This is a genomic window from Rhizobium sullae (assembly GCF_025200715.1).
GTDB lineage: Bacteria > Pseudomonadota > Alphaproteobacteria > Rhizobiales > Rhizobiaceae > Rhizobium > Rhizobium sullae.
On the sequence record NZ_CP104143.1, the window covers coordinates 398,355 to 418,323 of the forward strand.

21 protein-coding genes and 2 pseudogenes are annotated in these 19,969 nt (G+C 61.1%); 12 read left to right on the plus strand and 11 right to left on the minus strand.

The window, feature by feature from the left end; all coding sequences use genetic code 11:
- Nucleotides 1-44: 44 nt before the first annotated feature.
- A complete protein-coding gene (locus tag N2599_RS01980; RefSeq protein WP_027509991.1) occupies nt 45-941 on the minus strand; it encodes a LysR family transcriptional regulator in 897 nt (298 codons plus the stop codon).
- 136 nt (nt 942-1,077) lie between these two features.
- Here N2599_RS01980 and N2599_RS01985 point away from each other — a divergent pair, with 136 nt between their 5' ends.
- The 4 genes from N2599_RS01985 (at nt 1,078) to N2599_RS02000 (ending at nt 5,710) form a co-directional block, all read left to right on the plus strand.
- Entirely contained in the window at nt 1,078-2,517 is a 1,440-nt protein-coding gene (locus N2599_RS01985) for an FAD-linked oxidase C-terminal domain-containing protein (protein ID WP_027509992.1), read from the plus strand.
- Nucleotides 2,514-3,713: an FAD-binding protein gene (locus N2599_RS01990; protein ID WP_027509993.1), complete on the plus strand. Its 1,200-nt coding sequence runs from the start codon at nt 2,514-2,516 to the stop codon at nt 3,711-3,713. Before N2599_RS01985 ends, N2599_RS01990 begins: the two co-directional genes overlap by 4 nt.
- Nucleotides 3,714-3,929: 216 nt before the next feature.
- Entirely contained in the window at nt 3,930-5,240 is a 1,311-nt protein-coding gene (gene glcF, locus N2599_RS01995) for a glycolate oxidase subunit GlcF (RefSeq protein ID WP_027509994.1), read from the plus strand.
- A gap of 38 nt (nt 5,241-5,278) precedes the next feature.
- Nucleotides 5,279-5,710, plus strand: a complete 432-nt coding sequence (locus N2599_RS02000; protein ID WP_027509995.1) for a hypothetical protein — start codon at nt 5,279-5,281, stop codon at nt 5,708-5,710.
- A gap of 96 nt (nt 5,711-5,806) precedes the next feature.
- Here N2599_RS02000 and N2599_RS02005 read toward each other — a convergent pair whose 3' ends face one another.
- The gene (locus tag N2599_RS02005; protein ID WP_027509996.1) at nt 5,807-6,478 is read right to left on the minus strand and encodes a L,D-transpeptidase; all 672 of its coding nucleotides are present in this window, start codon (nt 6,476-6,478) and stop codon (nt 5,807-5,809) included.
- 137 nt (nt 6,479-6,615) lie between these two features.
- On the minus strand, nt 6,616-7,359 hold the full coding sequence (locus tag N2599_RS02010; RefSeq protein ID WP_027509997.1) for a L,D-transpeptidase: 744 nt from the start codon (nt 7,357-7,359) through the stop codon (nt 6,616-6,618).
- 213 nt (nt 7,360-7,572) lie between these two features.
- Here N2599_RS02010 and N2599_RS02015 point away from each other — a divergent pair, with 213 nt between their 5' ends.
- The gene (locus N2599_RS02015; RefSeq protein WP_027509998.1) at nt 7,573-8,202 is read left to right on the plus strand and encodes a DNA-3-methyladenine glycosylase I; all 630 of its coding nucleotides are present in this window, start codon (nt 7,573-7,575) and stop codon (nt 8,200-8,202) included.
- Nucleotides 8,199-8,702 (plus strand): hypothetical protein, encoded by a 504-nt coding sequence (locus N2599_RS02020; protein WP_027509999.1) that lies wholly within the window; start codon nt 8,199-8,201, stop codon nt 8,700-8,702. The genes N2599_RS02015 and N2599_RS02020 overlap by 4 nt, the downstream gene beginning before the upstream one ends.
- Nucleotide 8,703: 1 nt before the next feature.
- Here the strand turns inward: N2599_RS02020 and N2599_RS02025 are convergent, their stop codons facing one another.
- On the minus strand, nt 8,704-9,408 hold the full coding sequence (locus tag N2599_RS02025; protein ID WP_027510000.1) for an HAD family hydrolase: 705 nt from the start codon (nt 9,406-9,408) through the stop codon (nt 8,704-8,706).
- A 241-nt stretch (nt 9,409-9,649) separates the two neighbouring features.
- Here N2599_RS02025 and N2599_RS02030 point away from each other — a divergent pair, with 241 nt between their 5' ends.
- The gene (locus N2599_RS02030; protein ID WP_027510001.1) at nt 9,650-10,699 is read left to right on the plus strand and encodes an aldo/keto reductase; all 1,050 of its coding nucleotides are present in this window, start codon (nt 9,650-9,652) and stop codon (nt 10,697-10,699) included.
- A gap of 63 nt (nt 10,700-10,762) precedes the next feature.
- On the opposite strand, the gene copM is transcribed toward N2599_RS02030, so the two are convergent.
- The 5 genes and pseudogenes from copM to N2599_RS02050 all read right to left on the minus strand — a co-directional run bounded on the left by copM (nt 10,763) and on the right by N2599_RS02050 (nt 12,777).
- Nucleotides 10,763-11,137 carry a CopM family metallochaperone gene (gene copM, locus N2599_RS02035; RefSeq protein WP_027510002.1) on the minus strand — a complete coding sequence of 125 codons (375 nt, stop codon included), beginning with the start codon at nt 11,135-11,137 and terminating at the stop codon, nt 10,763-10,765.
- A gap of 74 nt (nt 11,138-11,211) precedes the next feature.
- Complete coding sequence (locus N2599_RS02040; protein WP_446250280.1) at nt 11,212-11,625, minus strand: hypothetical protein; 414 nt, start codon at nt 11,623-11,625, stop codon at nt 11,212-11,214.
- Nucleotides 11,622-11,921, minus strand: coding sequence for a BrnA antitoxin family protein (locus N2599_RS02045; protein ID WP_311319501.1), 300 nt, complete (start codon nt 11,919-11,921; stop codon nt 11,622-11,624). The genes N2599_RS02040 and N2599_RS02045 overlap by 4 nt, the downstream gene beginning before the upstream one ends.
- Nucleotides 11,899-11,970: pseudogene (locus N2599_RS38185) on the minus strand (BrnT family toxin); the annotation flags it as partial. The pseudogene N2599_RS38185 and the gene N2599_RS02045, both read right to left, overlap by 23 nt.
- A gap of 48 nt (nt 11,971-12,018) precedes the next feature.
- Nucleotides 12,019-12,777, minus strand: coding sequence for a hypothetical protein (locus N2599_RS02050; RefSeq protein ID WP_027510004.1), 759 nt, complete (start codon nt 12,775-12,777; stop codon nt 12,019-12,021).
- 136 nt (nt 12,778-12,913) lie between these two features.
- On the opposite strand from N2599_RS02050, the gene hisS reads away from it, so the two are divergent.
- The 3 genes from hisS to hisG all read left to right on the plus strand — a co-directional run bounded on the left by hisS (nt 12,914) and on the right by hisG (nt 16,572).
- On the plus strand, nt 12,914-14,515 hold the full coding sequence (gene hisS, locus N2599_RS02055) for a histidine--tRNA ligase (RefSeq protein WP_027510005.1): 1,602 nt from the start codon (nt 12,914-12,916) through the stop codon (nt 14,513-14,515).
- A 243-nt stretch (nt 14,516-14,758) separates the two neighbouring features.
- On the plus strand, nt 14,759-15,880 hold the full coding sequence (locus tag N2599_RS02060) for an ATP phosphoribosyltransferase regulatory subunit (RefSeq protein ID WP_027510006.1): 1,122 nt from the start codon (nt 14,759-14,761) through the stop codon (nt 15,878-15,880).
- Nucleotides 15,877-16,572 (plus strand): ATP phosphoribosyltransferase, encoded by a 696-nt coding sequence (gene hisG, locus N2599_RS02065; protein ID WP_027510007.1) that lies wholly within the window; start codon nt 15,877-15,879, stop codon nt 16,570-16,572. The genes N2599_RS02060 and hisG overlap by 4 nt, the downstream gene beginning before the upstream one ends.
- Before the next feature lie 75 nt (nt 16,573-16,647).
- Here hisG and N2599_RS02070 read toward each other — a convergent pair whose 3' ends face one another.
- A complete protein-coding gene (locus N2599_RS02070) occupies nt 16,648-17,094 on the minus strand; it encodes a DoxX family protein (RefSeq protein ID WP_027510008.1) in 447 nt (148 codons plus the stop codon).
- Nucleotides 17,095-17,311: 217 nt separating this feature from the next.
- Here N2599_RS02070 and N2599_RS02075 point away from each other — a divergent pair, with 217 nt between their 5' ends.
- Entirely contained in the window at nt 17,312-18,025 is a 714-nt protein-coding gene (locus tag N2599_RS02075) for a glutathione binding-like protein (RefSeq protein WP_027510009.1), read from the plus strand.
- A gap of 149 nt (nt 18,026-18,174) precedes the next feature.
- Nucleotides 18,175-19,003, plus strand: a pseudogene (locus tag N2599_RS02080) (isocitrate lyase/PEP mutase family protein).
- A gap of 102 nt (nt 19,004-19,105) precedes the next feature.
- Here the strand turns inward: N2599_RS02080 and N2599_RS02085 are convergent.
- Nucleotides 19,106-19,558 (minus strand): hypothetical protein, encoded by a 453-nt coding sequence (locus tag N2599_RS02085; protein ID WP_027510010.1) that lies wholly within the window; start codon nt 19,556-19,558, stop codon nt 19,106-19,108.
- Nucleotides 19,559-19,969: the final 411 nt, after the last annotated feature.

Sequence of the window (19,969 nt, forward strand, 5' to 3'; positions counted from 1 at the left end):
TATGGTGGCTATGCGTCTTCCACTGCTCAACTCTCATCTGTTGCCTAAAGTTCCCAGTAGGGAACCGGGCCATAGAGCTCGGCCAGATAGTCGATGAAGAGGCGAACCTTGGCCGGCAAAAACTGCCGGCTGGGATAGACCGCAGACAGCGCCACGTTGCGCGATCCTTCATAGGGCGGCAGCACCTGCACGAGCTTGCCGCTCTTGAGTTCCTCGCCGATATCCCAGGTGGAGCGCAGCGCGATGCCCAGCCCGGCAATCACCGCCTCGCGGATCACCTCGCTCGAATTGGTAACAAGCATGCCCTCCGGCCGCAGGGTCATCGCGCCGCCTGGACCTTCGAGCCGCCAGGCATCGTTGTTATGTGCGGGCAGGCAGCGATGGTTCTTCAGGTCCTCAATGCTTTGCAGCATCCCATGCGCTTCGAGATAGGAGGGTGCAGCACAGAGTAGGCGCCGGACCGGCGCAAGCCGTCTGGCGACGAGGCTCGAATCGGTAAGCTCGGCAATGCGGATTGCAAGGTCGAAACCGCCGCCGACGATATCGCTGAATTCATCCGTCAACACGAGGTTGATCGAAAGCTCCGGATGCGCGTCCATGAATGTCTTGAGATGCGGCGCGATATGCATGCGGCCGAACGAGGTTGGTGCCGAGATCTTCAATGTGCCGTGCATCAGCGCCGAGCGGCCGGAGATGTAATATTCCGCTTCCTCCAGACCGGCGAGGATGCCGAGCACGCGATCATAGAAACCCTGGCCGGCCTCCGTCAGCGAAATCTGCCGGGTGGTGCGTTGCAAGAGCCGTGTGCCGAGCCTGTCTTCCAGCCGTTTGATACGCTTCGACACAACGGCCGGCGAAAAGCCGAGCACACGCCCGGCAAGCGACATGCTGCCGGTCGAAACGACCTTGGCAAATATCTCGAGATCACCCAGATTTGTCATATTGGTTTTAGACTTTTTCCCTTTTGGCATAAATGCCTAGCATTTGCGCCAGTTTCGGGAAAGTGCTAAGCCGAACGGGCCGGTTGTCGTGGAGGACGCGCCGGTTTCGCCGCCATTCGTCCGAAGGAAGCGCGCCATGTCCGACGCCATCTCTTTTCTCGCTCCACGTGCCGATGTGCTCGCTCGCCGCCGCCAGATCGTCGGCGATCTCGTCGACCTGCTGCCGCCCGAATGTCTCGTTCATGAAGCGCGCGAACTCGTGCCCTTCGAAACCGACGCATTCGTTGCCTATCGCCGTATGCCGCTTGCCGTCGCCTTGCCGCGCACCACCGCCGAAGTCGCGGCCGTGATGAAATATTGCCATCGCTACGGCATTCCGGTCGTGCCGCGCGGGGCAGGCACGTCGCTCTCGGGCGGCGCCATCCCGCAGGAGGATGCGGTCGTGATAGGCCTTTCGAAGATGAATCGCATTCTGGAGGTCGATTATCAAAACCGCGCGGCCGTCGTCCAAGCAGGTGTCACCAACCTCAACATCTCAGAATCCGTCTCCGCGGACGGCTTCTTCTATGCACCCGATCCCAGTTCGCAATTGGCCTGTACCATCGGCGGCAACATTGGCATGAACTCCGGCGGCGCGCACTGCCTGAAATACGGCGTCACGACCAACAACCTGCTCGGCGTGAAGATGGTGCTGACGGATGGAACCGTCATCGAGCTCGGTGGCAAGGCGCTGGATGCCGGAGGTTACGACCTGCTGGGGTTGGTCTGCGGCCACGAGGGCCAACTCGGCATCGTCACCGAAGCGACGGTCCGTCTGATCGCCAAGCCCGAGGGCGCACGGCCGGTGCTCTTCGGTTTCGATACGTCCGAGGAGGCAGGCTCCTGTGTTGCCGATATCATCGCGGCGGGCATCATCCCCGTGGCGATCGAGTTCATGGATAAGCCGGCGATCGAGATATGCGAGGCCTTTGCCCATGCGGGGTACCCACTCGATGCCGGCGCGCTGCTGATCGTCGAGGTCGAGGGCTCGGAGGCGGAAATGGACGACACGCTGAAAAGCATCGTCGAGATTGCCCGCCGCCATGGCGTAAAGACCATCCGCGAAAGCCAGTCAGCGACGGAGGCGGCGCAGATATGGAAGGGCCGCAAGTCCGCATTCGGGGCCACGGGCCGGGTCGCGGACTATATCTGCATGGATGGCACGGTGCCGCTCAGTCAGCTTTCCTACGTGCTGAAAAAGACGTCGGAGATTGTCGATTCCTACGGCCTGCGCGTCGCAAACGTCTTTCACGCCGGCGATGGCAACATGCACCCTTTGATCCTTTTCAATGCCAACGATCCGGAAGACGCAGCGCGCGCGGAGGCCGCGGGCAACGACATCCTGAAGCTCTGCGTCGATGCCGGCGGCTGTCTCACGGGCGAACATGGCGTCGGTATAGAGAAGCGCGATCTGATGCGGCATCAATTCTCCGACGTGGATCTCTCCCAGCAGATGGCGGTGCGCGCCGCCTTCGATCCCGGCTGGCTGCTCAATCCATCCAAGGTCTTTCCGCTAGACGGACGCGGCGCCACATGACCGATTTTCTGCCGGAGACGGAAGAGGACGCAGCCTCGATCATCCGTGAACACGCGACCGCGGGCAGGGCGCTTGCCGTATGTGGCGGCAACACGCGCTCGGGCTTCGGCAATGCCGTGAAGGCGGAGGACCGGTTGTGCTCGACTGGTCTGACCGGGATCGTCTCATACAATCCCGGCGAGATGGTCATGACCGCGCGTGCCGGAACGCGCCTTGCGGAGGTCGAGGCGGCGCTTGCGGGAAACGGCCAGATGCTGGCTTTCGAGGCGATGGACCACCGCCCAGTCATGGGCACGTCCGGTGAGCCGACCATCGGCGGCGTCTTTGCCGCCAACGTCTCCGGTCCTCGCCGCTTCGTCGCGGGCGCCGCACGCGACAGCCTGCTCGGCATCCGCTTCGTCAACGGCAAGGGCGAGATCGTCAAGGCGGGAGGACGGGTGATGAAGAACGTCACCGGCCTCGATCTCGTCAAGCTTCTCACCGGCTCGCACGGCACGCTCGGTCTATTGACGGAAGTCACCTTCCGCGTGCCGCCGCGGCCGAAAACAGAAGAGACGATCGTCATCTCCAGCCTCAACGACGCGGAAGCGGCGGGGGCGATGGCCGCGGCGATGGCGCAGCCAGTCGAGGTCTCAGGGGCTGCTCACCTTCCCTTGACCGTTACCTGGAAATTCCTTGGCGGCAAGCTGCCGGAGGGCGAGGCGACCGTTCTCAGGATCGAAGGTCTGCCTGGCTCCGTCGAAGCGCGGGCTGAAAAGCTGGCCTCGGCGATGTCGGCCTTCGGCACGGTCGCGAGATTGGGTGAGTTCGCCAGCCGCCAGCTCTGGCGCGAAATCCGCGATGTGCTTCCTTATGCTGATGGAACGATGCGTCCGGTCTGGCGCGCGTCCGTCGCCCCGACTATCGGCCATCAGCTCGTCGCCGCCCTCCGCCTCGAAGTCGGCGTCGATGCGTTTTACGACTGGCAGGGCGGCTTGGTCTGGATGCGAATGGAGGCCGATCCGGAGGCGGAGCTGAGCCGCCGCTTCGTCAAGGTGCTCGGAGGCGGCCATGTCACGCTGATCCGGGCAAGTGACACGGCGCGCGCTGCCGTGTCGGCGTTCCAGCCGCAGCCTGAAGCCGTCGCGCAGCTTTCGGCGCGGGTGAAGGAGAAATTCGATCCCGCGGGAATACTCAATCCGGGAAAGATGGGGTGATATGATGGCCGTTATCCGATCGTGGCAGCACCCCCCTCTGTCCCTATGGGACATCTCCCCCACAAGGGGGGAGATCGGCACAAGACGGGTTGCCCCACTTCCGCACCCGCGTGCCCTGAAAGACAATGAGCCCGCCTCATCCGATCTCCCCCCTTGTGGGGGAGATGTCCGGCAGGACAGAGGGCGGTACGCCTCCCTACGGCCGGGAGTTGCCTGATGCAAACCAACTTCACCGCCGAGCAGCTAACCGATCCGCACGTTGCCGAATCCGAGAAGATCCTGCGCAAATGCGTGCATTGCGGCTTCTGTACCGCGACTTGTCCCACCTATGTGACGCTCGGCAACGAGCTCGACAGCCCGCGTGGCCGCATCTATCTCATTAAGGACATGCTGGAGAACGGCCGGGCTGCGGATGCCGAAGTGGTCATGCATATCGACCGCTGTCTTTCCTGCCTTGCCTGTGTGACGACCTGTCCATCCGGCGTCGACTACATGCATCTCGTCGATCATGCCCGCGCGCATATCGAGAAGACCTATAAACGTCCGTTCATGAACCGGGTCACGCGCGGCATTCTGGCGGCGGTGCTGCCCTATCCGGGCCGCTTCCGCTTGGCATTGAAGCTTGCGCAGGTCGGTAGACCGCTCAAGGGTCTGATGCGTGCGCCGGCCTTGAAGCCCTTTGCCGCGATGCTGGCGCTTGCGCCGCGGCATATTCCAGCGCCGTCGCCCTTCTCACGGCCGGCGGTCCATGCTCCGAAGGTGGAAATGCGCGGCCGGGTCGCGATCCTGACCGGCTGCGCCCAGCCGGTCCTCGATCCCGCCATCAACGAAGCGGCGATCAGGCTTTTGACGCGCTTCGGCATCGAGGTCGTGACGCCTCTTGGTGAGGTCTGCTGCGGCTCGCTGGTGCATCACATGGGCCGCGAGGAGCAGGCGCTTGCAAGCGCAAGAGAGAATGTCGACGTCTGGATGCGCGAGATCGAAAAGGGCGGTCTGGACGCAATCATCATCACCGCCTCCGGCTGCGGCACGACGATTAAGGACTACGGCCATATGCTCCGCCTCGATCCCGCCTATGCAGAAAAGGCGGCGCGCATCTCGGCACTGGCGAAGGACGTCACGGAATACCTGGCCTCGCTGGACCTGCCTGCCACTATGCCGAAGGGCCTGACGGTCGCCTATCATTCTGCCTGCTCCATGCAGCACGGCCAGAAGATCACCATGGCGCCGAAACAGCTTCTGAAAGCGGCCGGCTTCACGGTGCGCGATCCGGCGGAAGGTCATCTCTGTTGCGGCTCAGCCGGAACCTATAACATCATGCAGCCGGATATCTCTGAGGTACTGAAGGCGCGCAAGGTGAAGAATATCGAGGTAACGAAGCCGGATGTGATCGCGACCGGCAATATCGGCTGCATCACGCAGATCGCCACCGGTACGGCGATCCCAATTCTGCATACGGTTGAATTGCTTGATTGGGCCTATGGTGGCGATATACCGCAAAAATTAAGAGGTTTTCCGCTAGCGTGAGACCGGCCGGTTTTCGGCCGGTCACGGAGTTCGGCGCTATGCGGCGTACAATCACTTTGCTTGCAGGTTTGCTTGGCGCGGCAGGTGCCGCTCACGCCGACAGCCGCTTCTTTTGCTCGACGGACGATAATAGCGCCCGGTTCACGATCGAAAGCGGCTTCCAGGACGAGGCAGGCCATAAGCTTAATCATTTCCGCGGCGCGCTGATGGTCAAGAACGCCTCGGTTCCCGGGGCTTTCAGGAAACGCGTGTTCGATTCCAGCAAACTGACGAACCGCTGGTCGCATGACGGTGAACTCCGCCTCGAGATTTTCGATGATGGCGGCGAAGACGCCAAAGACCAGTCGCTGAGCCTCGTCATTCTGGCCGCAGGCCGCGGGAAGAACTTTTCAGGTACCTACGGACTGATGATCAGCGGGGACGGAAAGCCGTTCACCGCCAGCGGCAAGGTCAGCTGCGGGTCCAAGTGAGCCGCGCTGGATTGAACAGGCCGTAACAATTTCACCTGACGTCGATATGAAAGGGCGGCGCAAAGCCGCCCTCGTCATCAGGTCATCAGCGACGTATCAGCCGCCACCGAAGACGGTGCGCAGCACGTCGATGCCCCTGTCCTGGAACGCGACGTTGCCCTGCTTGTTGCCGGGGCCGATGACGATCACCTTCGTGCCGACCGGAGCGCGTGAATAAAGGTGCATGACGTCGTTGTTCATCATGCGGATGCAGCCGGAAGACATATTGAGGCCGATCGTCCAGGGCTGATTGGTGCCGTGGATGCGAAAAATGGTGTCGCGGCCGCCCTTATAGAGATACATGGCGCGTGCACCGAGCGGATTGTCCTCGCCGCCCTCCTGGAAGGCCGGAATGATGTGGCCCTTGCGGGCTTCGCGGACACGCATCTCGGCTGGCGGCGTCCAGCTCGGCCATTCTGCCTTGCGGCCGACCTTGACGACGCCCGACCAGCCGAAGCCGTCGCGGCCGACCCCAATGCCGTAGCGCGTGGCGCGGTTCTTCGACTCGACGAAGTAGAGATACTTGTTGTTGGTATCGACGATGATCGTCCCGGGTGCTTCGTCGGTTACGAGCCGCACGAGCTTGCGCTTATATTGCGGCTTGACGAACTTCGATTGCGCGACGCGGACGACCGGCGCTGCATCGCGCGCCGGTTGGGCAACGGCGGGCGTTATTGCAACGGAAAACGCAATGCCGGCGGCCATGAGGCCGGAGGCGACTTTCAGCATGATTGATTCCCCTCAAAAGCAAGATCGGGCTGAAGCTACCTGAACTTCAGCCCGATTCAAGATCAGTTGCCGCCACTGTAGCAATTTTTGAGTGTGCCGGCCGGCTGTTCTTGCAGAGCGGAATTAAATTCCGGCCGTTACATGACGATAACGCGCGTACCCACGGTGACGCGTTCGTAAAGGTCGACAACGTCTTCATTGCGCAGGCGGATGCAGCCGGAGGAAACGGCGCTGCCGATCGTCCAGGGCGCGTTGGTGCCGTGGATACGGTAGAGCGTCGAGCCGAGATACATGGCGCGGGAGCCGAGCGGGTTCTCCGGGCCGCCATCCATGCGTGCGGGCAGGTAATGCCCTTTCGCGGCTTCGCGGCTGATCATGTCGGAAGGTGGCGTCCAAATCGGCCATTCCGATTTGCGGGTGATCTTGTGCACGCCGGCCCACTCGAAGCCCGGCTTGCCGACGCCGACGCCATAACGTCGCGCCTTGCCGTTCGCCATCACGAGATAGAGAAAGCGGTTGTTGGTGTCGATGACGATCGTCCCCGGTCTTTCCTTGGTCTGGTAATCGACCATCTGCGGTAGATATTGCGGCTCGATCTGATGGCGGATCACCGGTACTCCGGGATGAACGGACGCGACCTGCTGCGCGGCCGGTGCGCGGCGGAAGAACCGGCGCTGGAAGAAGCCGAAGCCACGCTGCTGTACGGCAGGGCGCTGATAGACGACAGGGCGGACGCTACCGCCGCCGAGTTGGTTGAGCCACGGCGCGGTGAGATCGGGGCTGAGAACGACGGGCGGGCGGCTCGCATAACGATCGTCGCCGAGCGTCGGTGAGGCAAGAAGGCCAATCAGGCCGGCGGCAATCAAGATGGATTTCATCATCGGACGGGCTCTCTACAAAATGGCCGAAAATGCATGAAGGCGGCATTTCCCGCCTGCTGGGATGCTGCCACCATCCCGCGAGCGAATGGTAAAGATCGATTCATTGGAAGCCGGCCGGCGGAATAAACTTTTCGTCAGGGTTACTGTTCGGTTTGGAAAGAAGGTTGGCAAATGGTAAAGCCCGATTTTCGAGTGCAGGAGCTGCGGAGAAGAATGAGCGAATCGGGCACTATCACCGGCGAAGACGGCAAGAGCCGCTGCCATTGGCACGCCAATCTCCCCGACTACATGCGTTATCATGATGAGGAATGGGGCCGTCCCGTGACCGATGATATCCGGCTCTTCGAGAAAATCTGCCTCGAGGGTTTTCAGTCCGGTCTCTCCTGGCTGACGATTCTGCGCAAGCGCGAGAATTTCCGCGCCGCCTTCGCAGACTTCGATTTCGAAAAGATCGCGCTCTTCGACGAGCGGGATATCGAGCGCTGCCTCGCCGACCCCGGAATCGTCCGCCACCGCGGCAAGATTGTGTCAACGATCAACAATGCCAGGCGCGCGATCGCGCTACGGACCGAATTCGGCTCGCTCGCGCATTACTTCTGGAGCTATGAGCCGCAACTTCACGAACGTCCGACCCGTGTTGACCGCCAGCATGTGGCGGCCAATCCAACGACGCCGGTTTCTATCAGGATATCGAAGGATTTGAAGAAGCGCGGCTGGACCTTTGTCGGTCCGACCACAGTTTATGCCTTCATGCAGGCAATGGGTCTCGTCAACGATCATATCGAAGGCTGCTTCTGCCGAGCCGAGGTGGAGGCGATGCGCGCGGCATTGCTGCGCCCATGAAAGCTTGGATCGGAACCGTTGCGGCAGTCCTTTTGTCCGCTACGGCGGCATTTGCCCAGGCGCCGCAGCTCGATCCCGGCGAGAAGCTGGAGAAGCTCCAGTTTCCGGCCGTTACCATGCAGATCAAAGGCTGGACCAAATTCGGCAACAGCCATGTCTATACCCTGCCGGTGCGCGCCGGCCAGCACGTGAAGATCAGTTTCACGACCAAGAGCCAGTTCGCCTTTCTTGCGATCTTCGACCTTTCGAAGCCGGATGACGAAGCCTTCTTCGGCACCGACGAGGACGGCACGACGCTTGATGTGACCGTAAAGGAAAACACCACGTGGTTTCTGCGGCCTTATTATTCCAAGGCCTCGCCGCGCCGTGGCCTTGGAGCGCCCTATACCCTGCTCGTCGAGCCTCAGCCAGCCGGCGAGCCGCAGCCCGCCACCCCGCAAGAGCCTGAGCGCCCTTCGCTTTTTCCGCCCGCCCCTTCGAAATCCGGCACCGGCGAATAGGTCAGGGTAATCCGTCGAGCAGGCCGCGAAGCTCGCCGAGATGGGCGATCTTGCGAAAGCGCGGCGCATCCTTCGGTTCGTCGACGTGCTCGAGAACCCAGGTCAGCTCATGTGGCACGAAGACGCCGTAACTGCCGGCGGCAATTGCCGGCACGATGTCGGATTTCAGTGAATTGCCGACCATCATCGCCCGTTCCGGTCCATCGCCGACCTTCGAGAAAATCCGGCGATAGGTGACCGCGGTCTTCTCTGAGACGATCTCGACGGCATCGAAGAAATCGCCGAGGCCGGATTGGGCGAGCTTGCGTTCCTGGTCGAACAGGTCGCCTTTGGTGATCAGTACCAGCAAATAATTTCCGGCCAGCGCTTCCAGCGTCTCGCGCACATGCGGCATGGTCTCGACCGGATGGGACAGAAGATCGCGGCCCGTATCCAGAATTTGCGCGATCACGCTCGTCGGCACTTTGCCTTCGGTGATTTCGATCGCCGTCTCGATCATCGACAGCGTGAAGCCTTTTATGCCAAAGCCATAGTGGCTGAGGTTGCGCTTTTCGGATTCCAGCAGGCGTTCCGAAATCTTCGGACCCTCGGCGAAATCGGCGAGCAATTCCCTGAAGTGCTCTTCGGTCAGCCGGTAGTATTGTTCGTTCTGCCAGAGCGTGTCATCGGCATCGAAGCCAATCGTCGTCAGCGCATGCTTGCTCATCTCAGGCTCCTGCAACCCATGAAGCCGCAATCTATTGAGCGGCCGCGTCGAGACAAGGGCTTTTGCTTTTTCGTCGCAGCACGCTGCGGCGGCGTTGAAAAGCAAACAATCGGGATTAGGTAAATAATGCCTACCCTGCAGCCAGCCCCGGCTGTGCCTGATACGTGCAGGCCAATAACCAAAAAATATCGTTCAGCAGTCCGCAAGCGCCCCCCTGCGGCCGACACAAGGAAATTTCTCCATGCGATACAACCAACTCGGAAATACGGGGCTTTTCGTCTCGGAAATCTGCCTCGGCACCATGACATTCGGCGAAGCGGTCGGCGGCACAATGTGGGCCTCCATTGCCGACGTCGACCAGAAGGCGGCGGATCAGATCGTCGCGCGCTCGCTTCAAGCCGGTGTCAATTTCATCGATACCGCTGACGTATACTCCTCTGGCGAGTCCGAAAGGTTGCTCGGCCAAGCGCTGAAGAACCTCGACGTCCCACGCAAGGACGTCGTCATCGCCACCAAGGTTTACGGCGTGATGGGCGACAAGCCGAACGACCGCGGCGCGTCGCGTGGCCACATCATGGATTCCGTCGAAGCCAGCCTGAAGCGGTTGCAGACGGATCACATCGATCTCTATCAGATCCATGCAACCGATCCCGTGACGCCGATCGACGAGACGTTGCGTGCTCTCGACGATCTCATCTCACGCGGTCTGGTGCGCTATATCGGCGTCTCCAACTGGCAGGCATGGCGGATCGCCAAGGCGCTCGGCATTTCCGAACGCCGCGGCTTTGCCCGCTTTGAGACCGTCCAGGCCTACTACTCCATCGCCGGCCGCGATCTCGAACGCGAAATCGTGCCGCTGATGAATGAGGAGAAGATCGGGCTGATGGTCTGGTCGCCGCTCGCCGGCGGACTGCTCTCCGGGAAGTTTGGCCCGGGCGCGCCTGGGAACGGCGAAGGCCGCCGCGCCAGTTTCGATTTCCCGCCGGTGGACAAGGACAGAGCCTGGGCCTGTGTTGCCGTCATGCGCGAGATCGCCGAAAAACACGGCAGCAGCGTTGCGACCGTCGCACTCGCCTATGTTCTCGCCAAGCCCTTCGTCACCAGCGTCATCATCGGCGCCAGACGCATCAATCAGCTCGACCAGAACCTTGCCGCCGTCAAGCTGAAGCTCGATGCCGGCGACATGCAAAAGCTCGATGAGGTCAGCGCGCTAGCACCGGAATATCCAGGCTGGATGCTGACCCGCCAAGGTGCCGCCCGCCGTCCGGAACCCTTCGAGCCGAACACCTGAGAATAGAAAACGGAAACGCCGATGCGTGAAGCATCGGCGTTTCCGTTGCCTTCGGCGGTTAGCTTATTTCGCATGGGCCTTAAGCCAGGCGTTCATGTCTGCGATCTCCGCTTCCTGGGCCTTGATCACCGCTTCGGCGAGTTTGCGGATGTTCGGATCCTTGCCGTACTGCAGCTCGATCTTTGCCATGTCGATCGCACCCTGATGATGCGGGATCATGCTGCGAACGAAATCGGCATCGGCATCGCCGGTCATTTCAATCGCCATATCCTCGTGCATCTTGGCGTTCGCCTCGGCAAAGGCCTGGCTTGAAGGCCCCTGGTCGCCCGTCGGCTTGCTCATGTTCATCTGCATATTCATATGCATCGGCTTATCCTGGGCAAGCGCCGAGGCGGCGAAGGCGAAGGCTGCAGTAAAGGCTATAATTTTCAAAGACATGGGACTTCCTTCCTCTGTCTGACAGGAGTGCTGATGCGCGGCAGATACCGCGCTTCGGTACACGGAACGTATTGTCAGACGAGGCGGGGAGGCGGCGCGTGCGGGGCAGGACGAAGATCGGCGAGCGCATGCGCAACGCCCGGTGAAGGATAGGCGAAAACAGGTTTCGCGCTGGTATCGATCATGAGCGGCGGCGGTACGATAAGACATACAGCGCAAAAGGCCATATGCGCTGCGTCGCCTGTTGTGCAGGGATCCTCGCTCGTGTCAGTCTTTTGATGAGCGGCCATGTCCATACCGCCCATATCGCGATGAGTTTCGGCCACGATAGGCTGTTGCATCGACGCGCACATGGGGCAGCCCGCCAGGGCGGACATCGCGCTGTAGAACAGCCAGCCGAAAAGCATCGTCGTGATGGCGAAGACACGCATGCCACCAAGATAGGCACGCCCGGCAGGGAAGCCAAGCGGCCCATGTGTGAATTTCAAAGCTTGGCCGCCTTGCGCAGTGCCTCGTTGATGCGGCCCTGCCAGCCCTTGCCGGTCGTCTTGAAGGCATCGATCATATCCGGATCGAGCCGCAGCGAGATCTGCCGCTTCGGTTTTTTCGACCCCCGGCCGCCCGCGCGAACGGCGGATGCCCTCGGCAAGCTCAGGGAAGACTTCGGCAAACGGGCGAGCCTTCTTGAAGTCCTCGTCAGTCCATTCGGATTGTCGGAGACCTCGTCCCGGTGCTGCTTGGAATAGCCTCTGCCCACCATCAAGATCGGCAAAATCGAGAGCATGCTTGTCGATATTTGCCAGCCGTTTTGGCTCATCCCAGACAATTCTCATCCGCAGAATATACGATAAATCATGATTGTATCGACGGTGGCCTGCAATTCAGTAGGCGGCAATGACCTTGTGGATGATCTGGTAGTCGGCGCTTTCTTCGCCGAGCGGTGCGACCGGCCATGACCAGTTGGCCCGGGCTGCAGGCGGCGCAATGCGATGCAAGAGGTCGGCTTCTTCGTGGGTTTTGCCGTTGCGGTCGATGACGGCATAGGAGACGTCGGTGAGGAGGCAAGTTCGGCAGGGTAGGGCAGCCAAGCCGGATAGATGAGCGCCGAGCAGTCGCGCGACGGTGTCGTCCGGCATCCCGTTCGGCTGCTCCGCCTCGATACGCTGCTTCACGCCGCGGCCGATCTGCGAGAGCAGGTTCGCAGAGACGACGAAATCGAGATAGGGCACAGTCCGCAGGAAGCCGAGCGGGTCGGCGTTCTGCCCTGCCGCAACTTCGTCATAACCGGAGAGATCGCGCTCGATCAGCCGGACATTGCGGTAGCCCTTCGCGTGCAGCCAAAGGCGCACCGAAGCAACGTGCAGGAGATCGACAAGAACGACCGTATCGAAACTCTTCGAAAGTGCGTCAATCGGCACGTCGCGGAGCAGGCCGGAGCCGAGCACGAGGGCGGTGCGTTTCTGACGAAGGCCGTCCATCGCGGAGAGGATAGCTGTACGGCTGTTCTCCTCATGCGTCGCCCATTCGCGGCTGCAGCGCCGGGCGCGGGACCATAGATTGATAGAATAGCGGATGAACCTGCGGTTCGCCTTGCCGGTAACGGGCAGCGTCGCGAGATAGTGAAGCGCTTCAGTGATCATGGTCGGTCCCGCAATTCGGTGGGCTGCCCTTCGATCTTCGATTCCGGCTCACGCTTCAAGTCCCTTCGCCCTTGCCGCACCCCGCCCAATCCGCTAGGAAACCGCCACTGTCACGATTGAGCGGAATGCGTTGGAAATGAACGACAAGCAGAAGAAACCACAAAAGCTCAAGGCTCGCCTGCCGCGCGGCTTCATCGACCGTTCGGCCGCCGATATCCGCGCCGTCAACGAGATGACCGCGAAGATCCGCGAAGTCTACGAGCATTATGGTTTCGATCCCGTCGAAACGCCGCTCTTCGAATATACCGATGCGCTCGGCAAGTTCCTGCCGGACAGCGACCGCCCGAACGAGGGCGTCTTCTCACTGCAGGACGACGACGACCAGTGGATGAGCCTGCGCTACGACCTGACGGCGCCGCTCGCCCGCCACGTCGCGGAGAATTTCAACGAGATCCAGCTTCCCTACCGCACCTACCGCGCCGGCTACGTCTTCCGCAACGAAAAGCCGGGCCCCGGCCGCTTCCGCCAGTTCATGCAGTTCGACGCCGACACCGTCGGTGCCCCGGGCGTCCAGGCCGATGCCGAAATGTGCATGATGATGGCCGATACGCTGGAAGCGCTTGGCATCAAGCGCGGGGATTATGTGATCCGGGTGAATAACCGCAAGGTTCTTGACGGTCTGATGGAAAAGATCGAAGTGTCGGACCCCCTTCAGAAGCTTGCCGTTCTTCGCGCTCTGGATAAGCACGATAAGTTTGGTGCAGACGGCGTAATCCAGCTGTTGGGGACTGGCCGCAAAGATGAAAGTGGTGATTTCACTAAAGGTGCAGGTCTTGCTCAGACCCAAATCGGCCTGATCATTCCTTTTTTATCCGGCTCTGGCCTCACACCCGCAGATCAGTCTCGAAGCCGGGTCCGTCCGTTGATAGGACGCCCTTCCAAAGAAGACGACATCCTTTGGGTCGACAATTCTTGGAACTCCATCGAGGCTGCTAGGGGGACTGTGGGTGAAACGCCAAGCGGGAACGCCGGGATTGAGGAACTTGAGCTGATGTTGGCGCTGTTCGAACAGGCAGGATACGGGCCAGATCGAATAGCTATCAACACGACGATTATTCGCGGCCTCGAATACTACACCGGCCCGGTCTACGAAGCCGAACTCCTTTTCGACGTCACCAACGAAAAAGGCGAAAAGATCGTGTTCGGCTCCGTCGGCGGCGGCGGGCGTTACGACGGCCTCGTCTCCCGCTTCATGGGCCAGCCGGTTCCGGCGACGGGTTTCTCCATCGGCGTCTCGCGCCTGATGACGGCGCTGAAGAACCTCGGCAAGCTCGGCCAGAGCGAGGTCATCGAGCCCGTGCTTGTCACCGTCATGGATGGCGATGTCGAAAGCATGGGCCGCTATCAGCGCATGACGCAAGAGCTGCGCGCCGCCGGCATCCGCGCCGAGATGTACCAGGGCAACTGGAAGAAATTCGGCAACCAACTGAAATATGCCGACCGCCGCGGCTGCCCGATCGCCATCATCCAGGGCGGCGACGAGCGTGCTGAGGGCGTCGTGCAGATCAAGGATCTGATCGAAGGCAAGCGCCTGTCCGGCGAGATCGAGGACAATGCCAGTTGGCGCGAGGCGCGTGTGGCGCAGGAAACCGCCGCCGAGGCAGATCTGGTGGCCAAGGTGAAAGAGATTTTGGCGGCGCAGACGGAGGATCGCGCGAGGGCGGGGTCGAATGCGTAGTTTTCCCCTCCCCAACCCTCCCCACAAGGGGCAGGGGGCATGTTGGCGGTTGGCGCTTACCGTTCCATCCTTCTTGCGTTGCGGTCTGTTCCGCAGCGGCGCGGCAGTTCTAACCTTCCCCCTTGTGGGGAGGGTCGGAGCGAGGCGGAGGGGAGGGGTTTTCTCTTTCGGCGACCGCCAGGGGTTAGTCCCTGCCCCTTGTGGGGAGGGGTCGGGGAGGGGACTTTATTTCGGAGCCACCCCATGTCCCTAATCAACCTGCCCGACTTCGCCGGTGATCTCCTGGATGAATTTGCCGCCCGCAAGACGGAGCGGATCGATACGCCGGTCATCCAGCGGGCCGAGCCCTTCCTTGACATCGCCGGCGAAGATCTCCGCCGCCGCATCTTCATGACGGAGAGCGAGACCGGCGCTAGCCTCTGCCTGCGCCCGGAATTCACCATTCCCGTTTGCATTCGCCACATCGAGGCGGCGACCGGTACGCCGAAGCGCTATTCCTATCTCGGCGAGGTTTTCCGCCAGCGCCGCGAGGGCGGAAACGAATTCTATCAGGCAGGCATCGAAGACCTCGGCGACATCAATATCGCCAGCGCCGACGCCCGCGCAATCAGCGATGCGACCGATATTCTCGCACGGCTTCTTCCCGGCAAGCGCTTGTCAGTCACGCTTGGCGATCAAGCCGTTTTCGAAGCCGTGGTCCAGGCGCTCGGCCTGCCGCTCGGCTGGCAGAAGCGGCTGATCCACGCCTTCGGCAACATGGGCCAGCTTGAAGCGCTGCTCGCAAGCCTCGTCAGCCCGCAATTCGTGACCGGCCTAGATGACGATGTCGCCCGGCTGGTTGCCGCCGACGACGAGGCGGCACTCATCGCCTACATTGACGCGACGATGCAGAGGACGGGTTATTCCTCGAACGCCAGCCGCTCGCCGGCAGAGATCGCCCGCCGCCTGAAGGAGAAACTGGTCCTTTCCGAAACGCGCCTCAATGACGCGGCCTTCCGCGTGCTGGAAGAGTTCCTGTCCCTCAGGGTGCCGCTTGTCAACGCGTCGGCTGCCCTGGCGGGCTTTGCCGATACTGCCGGCCTGAAGCTCGGCAACGCGCTCTCCCGCTTCGATGGCCGGGTGGCCGCCCTCGGCAATGCCGGAATCGACCTTGCCTCCATCGGCTATCGCGCCGCCTTCGGTCGCCCGCTCGATTATTACACCGGCCTTGTCTTCGAGGTGGGCATCCAAGGATCGTCCGCCGTGCTCGCAGGCGGCGGCCGCTTTGACAGGCTGTTGACGCTGCTGGGCGCCAGGGACCGCATTCCGGCCGTCGGCTTCTCGCTCTGGCTCGACCGCATCGAAACGGAAAGGGCGGCCCCATGACTATCACCATCGCGCTGCCCTCCAAGGGTCGGATGAAGGACGATGCCTCGGCGCTCTTCGAACGCGCCGGGATGACGATCGCCTCGGTCGGCAATGACCGCTCCTATCGCGGCCGTGTCGAGGGCTGGGACGACGTCGAGATCGCCTTCCTCTCCGCCTCTGAAATCTCCCGCGAACTCGGCAACGGTACGGTGGACTTCGGCGTGACCGGTGAAGACCTCGTGCGGGAAGGCCTGGCGGAAGCCGACAAACGGGTGGAGATCTGCGCCCGCCTCGGTTTCGGCCGCGCCGACGTGGTGGTGGCCGTTCCGGAGATTTGGCTCGATGTCGATACGATGGCCGATCTCGGCGACGTTGCGGCCGATTTCCGCGCCCGCCATGGCCGGCGTTTGGCGATCGCGACCAAGTACTGGCGGCTGACGCAGCAGTTCTTCTCCAGCCAGCATGGCATCCAGCTTTATCGTATCGTCGAAAGCCTTGGCGCGACGGAGGGGGCTCCCGCCTCCGGCTCGGCCGACATCATCGTCGACATCACCACGACGGGCTCCACCTTGAGGGCAAACCACTTGCGGGTGCTGAACGACGGCGTGATCCTGCGCTCGGAAGCCTGCCTTGTCCGCGCCCGCAAGGACAGTCACGCCAACGAGCCGTCTGTGGCAAGGATTGTCGACGCGGTCCGCAGCGCCCTTTAATTTCAGCGCAGACCAAATGAAAAACCCGCCGTCTTCCGACAGCGGGTTGTCTTATGTTTGGGAGGTGTTGCGCGCTTAGGCGGCGACGGCATATGCGCCGCGGCGTGCGTCGAGCGAATAGGTGCCTGGGCCGAAGGTGGCGAGGAGGATATAGGCGCCAGCCAGTGTCAGGTTCTTCATCAGCATGATCTGGTTGAGCAGGTTGATCCAGCCATTGGCTGCAGCCGGAAAATCCGGAAGGTTGATCGTGCCGCTGTGGAAGACGAACGCAGTGAAGGCGCAGAAGACGGCGAGCGCCCAGCCGGCGATGCGGGTCTGGAAGCCAACGAGGACAGCAAGGCCCGCAACAAGCTCAAAGAGGCCAGCGGCAAAGGCCAGAAGCGTCGCGGCAGGAAGGCCGGCGCCGGCAATCATGCCGGCCGTACCGGCCGGATCGGCAAGCTTGCCGAAGCCGGACATGATGAACATGAACGAAAGCAGGATGCGGGCAACGAGAAGGACGATGTTATTGGTATTCGACATGGACGTGATCTCCGTTTGAATTGCTCTGGAGGTCCCCGTGCCCCGGCACCGCTTGAACCCCGATTGGCCGTTGTTGTCGCCTTTTTTACCTGCAGTGAAAAGATAAACAAAAGAGGATGGTTTGTTCACTAATCTGAAACGATCACTCCCGTTGAACGGCTTGTCTTTTGCTCCGCCGGTCTTCTATGTTCGGCCTCCAACCCCCAGGAGAAACCGCATGGCAGACCTTTCCGCATTTCCGATCACCAAGCGCTGGCCGGCGCAGAACCCGAATGTGGTTCAGCTTTATTCGCTGCAAACGCCGAACGGCGTGAAGGTATCGATCGCCCTGGAAGAACTTGGCCTGCCTTACGAGCCTCATTACATCTCCTTCGGAACCAACGATCAGAAGTCCGCCGAATTCCTCTCGCTCAATCCGAACGGCCGCATCCCGGCGATCATCGATCCGAACGGGCCGGGCGGAAAGCCGATCGGCCTTTTCGAATCCGGTGCGATTCTCGTCTATCTCGCGGAAAAGACCGGCCAACTCCTACCGCCGGATGCTGCGGGTCGCTACGAGACCACCCAGTGGGTATTCTTCCAGATGGCGAGCATCGGCCCGATGCTCGGCCAGTTCGGCCACTTCTACAAATTCGCGGCCGACAAGGTCGCCAACAATTCCTATCCGATGGAGCGTTACCGCGACGAAGCCAAGCGGCTGCTGAGCGTGCTGGAAGCTCGCCTGAAGGGACGGCAGTGGATCATGGGCGACGCCTACACCATCGCGGACATCACCACATTCCCATGGATTCGCGGCGCCGATGTCTTCTACGGCGGCCGGGAAGTCCTGGACTACGCGAAGTTCCCGTCCGTCATGGCCTGGCTCGATCGCTGCATCGCGCGCCCGGCCAGCGCCAACGGCCTGAACATCCCCGTGAAGCCGGAGGAGTAGTCCGGCCCAAAGGAAGAGGCCGGCCGCGGGACCGGTCTCTAAAATTTGCGGCTTTGCTTGACACGTAATCTTTTCGTAGCGGTTGTTCTTTATTTGTTCCGCCTCTCGTGCAATGTTCGCCTCTCCGAGGCGAGTCTGGGAGGTAGCAGATGGAAGACAAGCGCAATGCATTTCGCAAACTGCATGAAGCGCCGGGGGCGTTCATCATTCCAAATCCCTGGGATATCGGCACAGCCCGGATTTTAGCTGCCTTGGGTTTTCCCGCGCTCGCCACCACCAGCGCCGGCATGGCGTTTTCTCTGGGCGTCGCGGAGGGAGCCGTCTCACGAGAAGACACCTTGGACCATTGCCGATCCATCGTGGCCGCAACGCTGCTCCCCGTCTCAGCCGACCTCGAAAAAGGCTTCGGCGACAGTCCGGAGAGTGCTGCCGAGACAATACAAGCCGCTGCCAACGTCGGCCTCGCCGGATGTTCGCTTGAAGATCATACTGGCCGGCTCGATGATCCGATCTATGATTTCACACAGGCGGGCGGTAGAGCGCATAGAGGCCGCCGTCGAGGCCCGCCGTTCTCTGTCTCACGATTTCGTGCTAACGGCGCGCTGCGAGAATTTTCTATGGGGCCGCGCCGATCTCGATGACACGATCCGGCGACTGCACGCGTTCGAGAAAGCCGGAGCCGACGTGCTCTACGCACCCGGCCTTCATGACCTAGGCACGATCCGATTGGTTTGCGAGGCCGTGACGAAACCCGTCAACGTTGTGATGGGAATGCCCGGCGCAACATTCTGCGTAGCTGAGTTGGCGGAAGCGGGCGTTAAACGGATCAGCGTCGGTTCGGGGCTGGCGAGGCTCGCCTTCGGCACGTTCGTGAATGCGGCGCGGGAAATGCGATCGGCAGGTACCTTCCATTTCTCAGACCAGGCTGTGGGCTTTGCGGAGTTGGAGGGGTTTTTCACCGGAGCGACCAAGGCATGAGAATGTCGCAGAACTCCCTGACATTCGCTTCCAATTCCGTTGTCGCTGAAAAGCCTCCTGCATTCTAGTTAAGGCCGGCCACAGGAGCGGCCGTTTCTATTCCTAGGAAGCGTGGCGGCCTGCGGTCTGGTTGGCGCCTTCCAGCTTGAAGCGTGGGAAGAGGAAGACTCCCGCCATGCTACCGCTGAATTTTTCCTCCACTCCGCTCGACTCGCCCATGCAGAAAACCGGCTGGAGCAGGCCGTTCGGCATGATGATCGTGGTGGAAAAACAGAAGGACGATGAAAGCGTTGCAGCTTGCTCGAAAAGCGCGAGGATATGGGCGCGATCTTTCGGATCGTAGCAGCGCAGCAGGCTCAGAAGGCCGCATTCCTGCATCGAAAAGCCATGCAGCATGCTGCTCCAATCGCCGAGGCGGATGATGCCGCTCGAAAATTCTCCGGTCCAGGACTCGGAAACCGAAAACTGCGCAAGCATTTCCTGGTTGTGATGGGCTAATTCCAGCGAGCCAGGCATCAAGGGGGCGGCAACAGTTGCTTTGGCGATCTTAAACAAGGGGTTCCCCGGTTCGGGCGCAGTCTTCGCTGCGCTGTAGTCTGAGCGAAACAGGGTCATACGGCGCCAGGCATCATGCCTGCGGTCTGGAACCTCGATCGCCGGCGGGGGCACTGAGGCTTGCTCTTGCTTATCGCGGAGACGTTCGTGGCCGAATGTTCGCGCATGTTACAATCGCGTTGCTGCGTCGCTGGCGGGCGAAAAACGTTCCTCGAACGCGCATCAATTGCAGCGCGGATTTATAGGAGCTTTTCGCCAAACGGCAACGGCTTTTTCAAGGCCAATTCCCTAGCGCGCCAAGGCCGTGCGGCCGGCAACGCGTCCTGAAACAGCCGACAGAAGGTGAAAAATCATCAATTTCTGATCGATTATGATGAATTTCACATCTCAAAGATGCAGTTTCTGCCTAGG